The organism is Moorena sp. SIO3I6, from assembly GCF_010672095.1.
The window spans coordinates 1-5,193 of the sequence record NZ_JAAHHU010000309.1 but is presented as its reverse complement, the minus strand read 5'-3'; the positions used below and the strand labels follow the sequence as shown (position 1 = coordinate 5,193).

The window sequence follows — 5,193 nt, the reverse complement described above, 5'->3', positions numbered from 1 at the left end:
TACACCAAAGTTGCCACCAACAATTACACTGGAGCCAAAAAGATACTTAGGAGCCGTGTGAGGCGAAAGTTTCATGCACGGTTCTGAAGCGGAGGTGCGGGGTTCAATAGCCCCCATCGACCGTAACGACTCAACCCGACCACCGAGCAGCGTGTACTGCTTAGTGAGACGGTCGAGGTCTACCGTCGTGCTTGTCGGTACTTGGTTGGCATCATCTATACTCACTGGGGGGAACTTGGGGATTTAACGGCAGATCAATTGACCCCTGCCGTTGAGAAATTGATGCACAAGACTGCTAAGCGTCCTAATATCAAATATCCCCAATTCAATAAAACCTTCTATAAATTCCCTAGTTACTTACGTCGGGCTGCAATCGCATTTTCCGCTGGTCAGGTTAGTAGTTTTGTTACTCGTTATCGGGATTGGCAATCAGGAAGTAGAAAAAGAAAGGACGCCAAGCCTCCAAGACTGAATGCAAGTACCGGTTGTTATCCATCCCTCTACAAAGGGCAGTGCTATAAACTACATGGTTTCAATACAGTAGAAGTTAAGGTCTTTAATGGCTCTGATTGGATCTGGACTGATGTTCATATCACCGGTTTAAGAGAGCGTCACTTGGTAGCATCTAACAAGATGATGTCTCCTTCTCTAGTAATAAACAATCGGGGGTATTACCTGTCAGTTCCATTTACCTGTAAGCCAGAAAAAATAAAACCAGAGGCAAATGTTACAGCAGTCGATCTAGGAATCAACACAACAGCCACAATAGCAGTCGTAACTCACAGCGGAACTGTAATCCATGCTGAATTCGTTCATCCTGGAAGAGACATAGACCGCCGAGATAAAAGACTAAAGTCCGTATCTACACGGGCATCATTGACCATGGGTAAAGGCGGGAAACTCCATAAAGGTTTCTGCTCTAAAACCTACGATAAATGCCGAAGAATCAATCATCAGATCGGCCATATTGTTTCAAAGCGGATTGTCGAGATTGCCAAAAAGTTCAATTCTTCAGCTATAGTGTTTGAGAATCTTAAAGGCTGGAGGCCAAAGGGTGGCAAAAAGCGATCGAACCTGCGGCAAAAATTCCATGGATGGCTCAAATCTAAAATCCGAGATTTCACCGAAATGAAATGGGCGGAATTAGGCGGAAGAGTTGTAGAAGTTGTGGCAGCTTATACTTCAAAGTTGGCCTATGATGGTTCCGGCGTGGTCAAGAGGAATTCAAAAAAATACTCTTTAGCAACCTTCACCTCAGGTAAACGCTTTAATGCAGATTTAAATGGCGCTTACAATATCGGTGCTAGAGGTGTGTTTAAGCTCGTTTGCAGAAATGACAACGAGGGTCGTTCCAGCAAAAGATCTGGACGACCACCTAGAAGCTGGGTCTGCCTGTGTGACTTGTGGGTTAGCGGTAATCCTAAGTTAGCATAGGACACCACCACCTCGGGCGAAGCCCGACGCTACGCGAACGGCTTGCCAGGTGGTGGAGCTTCATATAGATGACAGACAAAATATATCGAATCAGGGGGTTTTAGCCCCTAAGTTATTTTCACCTTCCGGCTACACCATGGAGATGTTCAACTGCGATCACTGCGATCATTGTAGATTTACTGAGTGTAGGTTTACTGAATATGCCTGTGATTACCACTAGTGTTGATACTATTCTCAACCGTGCCTTAGGGGGTATTGATATATCACCCGATGAAGGGGTTGTGCTTTTGAAGCAAACTGAACCTCAGGCCGTAGCGTCAATTCAAGAAACTGCGGATCGGTTGCGCTATAGACAAGTCGGGGATACCGTTACCTATGTTATCAACCGTAATATCAACTTTACAAATATCTGTACCCAGCACTGTAGTTTCTGTGCTTTTCGGCGGGATGCCTCTGACGAGGGTGCTTATTGGCTCGATTGGCAGCAAATTCATCAAAAAGCAGGGGATGCGGTGCGGCGGAATGCTACAGAAATTTGCATGCAGGGCGGACTCAACCCCAAGGCAAAGATGAATGGGTCAACCTTGCCCTATTACCTAGAGTTGGTAAAAACCATTAAGCAAGACTTTCCTCAGCTGCATCTCCATGCTTTCTCTCCCCAGGAAGTGCAATTTATTGCTGACCAAGATGGACTTAGCTATGCCCAGGTGATTGCTCAACTACAAGAGGCTGGGGTTGGTTCAATGCCAGGAACAGCAGCCGAGATTTTAGATGATGATGTCCGACGTATTCTCTGTCCGGAAAAGACCAATACCGCCACTTGGCTAGAGATTGTGTCAACAGCTCATCAACTAGGAATGCCCACAACCAGTACCATGCTATCCGGTCATATTGAGACACCCCAACAACAAATGGCACACTTGGAAAAATTGCGATCGCTTCAACAAACAGCCCGTAACCAGGGATACCCTGGCTTAATCACTGAATTTATCTTACTGCCCTTTGTCGGACAGGAAGCTCCCAAACCATTACGTCATCGTGTTGGACGGGATCAACCAGTCTTGAAAGATGCTCTGTTACTCACAGCTGTAGCTCGGATTTTCCTAGGGAACTGGATTAAAAATCACCAACCCAGTTGGGTAAAACTTGGTCTTGCTGGGGCGACAGATGCCCTTAAATGGGGTTGTAATGATATTGGTGGCACATTAATGGAGGAGCATATCACCACCATGGCCGGAGCTATGGGGGGTACCTGTATGGAAGTAGAAACATTACAAGCAGCCATTCAATCCCTTGGGCGTCCCTATCAGCAACGAGATACGATCTACAGCTAAGATCAAGTCCAGTTAATCACTTCTAATCTGGTTGATACCATACCTGTTAATTAATAATTGGTAATTGATAATTATTAATTATTAATTATTAATTTACGAACAACCAATTTTAATCAGATTCAACGGTCACACAGAGATATAAGCCCTTATATTGATGTCCCTAGCAATCAAATCCATGACAAAAAAAAAGAAATCTTCTCTACTGCTAATTTTTGCAGCAGCCGTCTTGGTAGTAGGCGGTGGAGTAACCGCTTACTGGTTGCTAGTGCGGCGGCAGATTTTCCAACCAAATATTCAGGTAAGTACCCAGTTAGTTCCGCAAAATGCCTTCTTTACTGCATCAATTTCTACAGATTCCAAACAATGGCAGCAGTTGCTAAACTATGGCACAACTGAATCTCGACAAGTTTTGGAAAAACAGCTTGCTCAGTTGCAGGAAAATTTACTAACTGCTAACGGCTACAACTATCAGGAAGATATCAAACCTTGGTTGGGTCAAGACGTTACCTTAGCATACTTTAGCCCTAGAGAGTTATCACCAGCAGTCTTATCAAACGATCAATCAGTTTTTCCCAGTTTGATTGTACTACCCATTGACAAAGTAACCCAAGCAATGGAGCTGTTCAAAAAAGCCAAGTCTCAATCAGGGAAACAGTGGGTTGAGAGAACCTACAGAGGTATTCAGGTTTACGAAACGAACAAGAGTAACTCCCAAAAGTACTCAGTAGCAGTGCTGGGGCGTTTTCTAGTGGTGAGTGAAAACCCCAAAATTATTGATCAGGTGATTGACACCTACAAAGGAGCTATCTCGGTAGCTAGTAAAGCTGGTTACCAAGATGCGATCGCTCAGATTAAAACTGATCAGTCCTTTGCTCAGTTGTATATTAATCTACCAGCTTTTTTAGCCGCAGTAGCCACTGATTCCCAGGAGCAGCCTGAAACAACAGCAGCTAAACCCTTAAAGCAAGACATAGTCACAACAGTAACCCTAGCACCAAAGGGGATAAGTTTTGAAGGGATTTCCTCGCTCAAACCCAGAAGCGCTGTTAAGGTCAGTAACCAAAATAGCGGTTCTTTTTTGCCTAGACGGATGCCAGCGAGTACCCTAGCCATTATATCTGGGGGTAACATCAGACAATTTTGGCAATACTATACCGAACAAGGAGCATTAAATTCTCTAATCCCCATTTCCCCAGACAATTTCCAAGCTGGATTGAAAACCACCTTAGGGTTGGATTGGGAAAAGGATTTACTGTCTTGGATGGAAGGGGAGTTTGCCCTAGCCTTAATACCAATGTCTCCCGAACAACTGGCGCTTCAGGATAACCCTTACTCTGCTCCCTTAGGAGCTGGGATAGCATTGATGGTAAAAGTAAGCGATCGCTCTCGTGCTCAAGCAACCCTACAGCAATTGGATGACTTAATCACTAATAGTTATCAGTTACCGGTGGTAGAAACTCAGGTGAACGGTCAACCAATGGTGACCTGGACAGCTACTTTAGGAGGGGTGAATGCTACCCACGGCTGGTTAGAAGGGAATGTAGTCTTCTTCACCCTAGGAGCCCCCATTGCTAGTGAACTGGTCCCTCAACCCCAAAAGACACTACTTCAAGCACCTCTGTTTCAAAACACCGTACCAACCAAACCTAATCCCAACACTGGTCAATTTTTCCTTGATGTTGAGCGTACCCTCAACAGCAGTAATCTCAATCTCGCCCAACTATCAAGCCAGCAAGAAATCTTAGCAAAGGCAATTAATACCATCGGCTTAACGGTTGCTACAATCGACCCCAATCGTACCCGCTTTAAACTTTTTGTTCAGTTGAAAAAACAGTTTCAACCCAGTAAAGCTGCTGAAACTAAGAAGGGAGATAATCAGCAAAAGCCGTAAAGACGCTATTAGGTATTAGGTAAGCATTCAGCGGTCAGCGGTCAGCGGTCAGTGGTCAGTGGTCAGTGGTCAGTGGTCAGCTTTCAGCAGACGTAACAGAGATTAAACGAATGCTTACCGGTTTTATTCAAAAGCAGCTCAAGTACCGTGGCACAGGCTTCGACGCTGTGAGGTAACCCATAAGCTGATACCTGATAACTGATACCTGATAACTGATACCTGATAGCTGATAGCTGATAGCTGATAGCTGATAGCTTAATAGCACTAGGCATTAGGCTTTAACTCATCCCTAAAGCCTAATGCCTAACACTTAACACCTTGAATTAACCCTCAAAAGTAAATTAACCAAGTCGTAGTTTATGCCATCGATATAGCACCAGATTTACCAGCAGCTTCCTTAAGGATTTCTGCTTTATCAGTTTCTTCCCAAGGCAAAATCAAATCGCTACGCCCGAAATGACCATAAGCTGCTGTGTCTTGATAGAAACGACCACCCCGTTCTGCGGGTAATCGGCGCAGATTGAAAGTTTGGAT

The 5,193-nt window shown here is 44.7% G+C and carries 3 protein-coding genes and 2 pseudogenes; 3 read left to right on the top strand and 2 right to left on the bottom strand.

Going from position 1 to position 5,193, the window contains the following annotated elements; all coding sequences use genetic code 11:
* Positions 1-225 (bottom strand): hypothetical protein (locus F6K49_RS34805; RefSeq protein WP_293104018.1); only part of this gene is annotated, 225 nt, incomplete at its 3' end.
* On the opposite strand from F6K49_RS34805, the pseudogene F6K49_RS34800 reads away from it, so the two are divergent.
* The 3 genes and pseudogenes from F6K49_RS34800 to F6K49_RS34790 form a co-directional block, all read left to right on the top strand.
* Positions 130-1,434: pseudogene (locus tag F6K49_RS34800) on the top strand (transposase); the annotation flags it as partial. The gene F6K49_RS34805 and the pseudogene F6K49_RS34800 overlap by 96 nt on opposite strands.
* Before the next feature lie 200 nt (positions 1,435-1,634).
* On the top strand, positions 1,635-2,768 hold the full coding sequence (cofH, locus tag F6K49_RS34795) for a 7,8-didemethyl-8-hydroxy-5-deazariboflavin synthase subunit CofH (protein ID WP_293067180.1): 1,134 nt from the start codon (positions 1,635-1,637) through the stop codon (positions 2,766-2,768).
* Between the two features lie 175 nt (positions 2,769-2,943).
* On the top strand, positions 2,944-4,659 hold the full coding sequence (locus F6K49_RS34790) for a DUF3352 domain-containing protein (RefSeq protein WP_293067177.1): 1,716 nt from the start codon (positions 2,944-2,946) through the stop codon (positions 4,657-4,659).
* A gap of 357 nt (positions 4,660-5,016) precedes the next feature.
* On the opposite strand, the pseudogene F6K49_RS34785 reads toward F6K49_RS34790, so the two are convergent.
* Positions 5,017-5,193: pseudogene (locus F6K49_RS34785) on the bottom strand (methionine adenosyltransferase); the annotation flags it as partial.

What these genes read in the sequence shown, in the direction of transcription:
- cofH (WP_293067180.1), top strand. Translation starts at nt 1,635, where the DNA reads ATGCCTGTGATTACCACTAGTGTTGATACTATTCTCAACCGTGCCTTA.
- F6K49_RS34790 (WP_293067177.1), top strand. Translation starts at nt 2,944, where the DNA reads ATGACAAAAAAAAAGAAATCTTCTCTACTGCTAATTTTTGCAGCAGCC.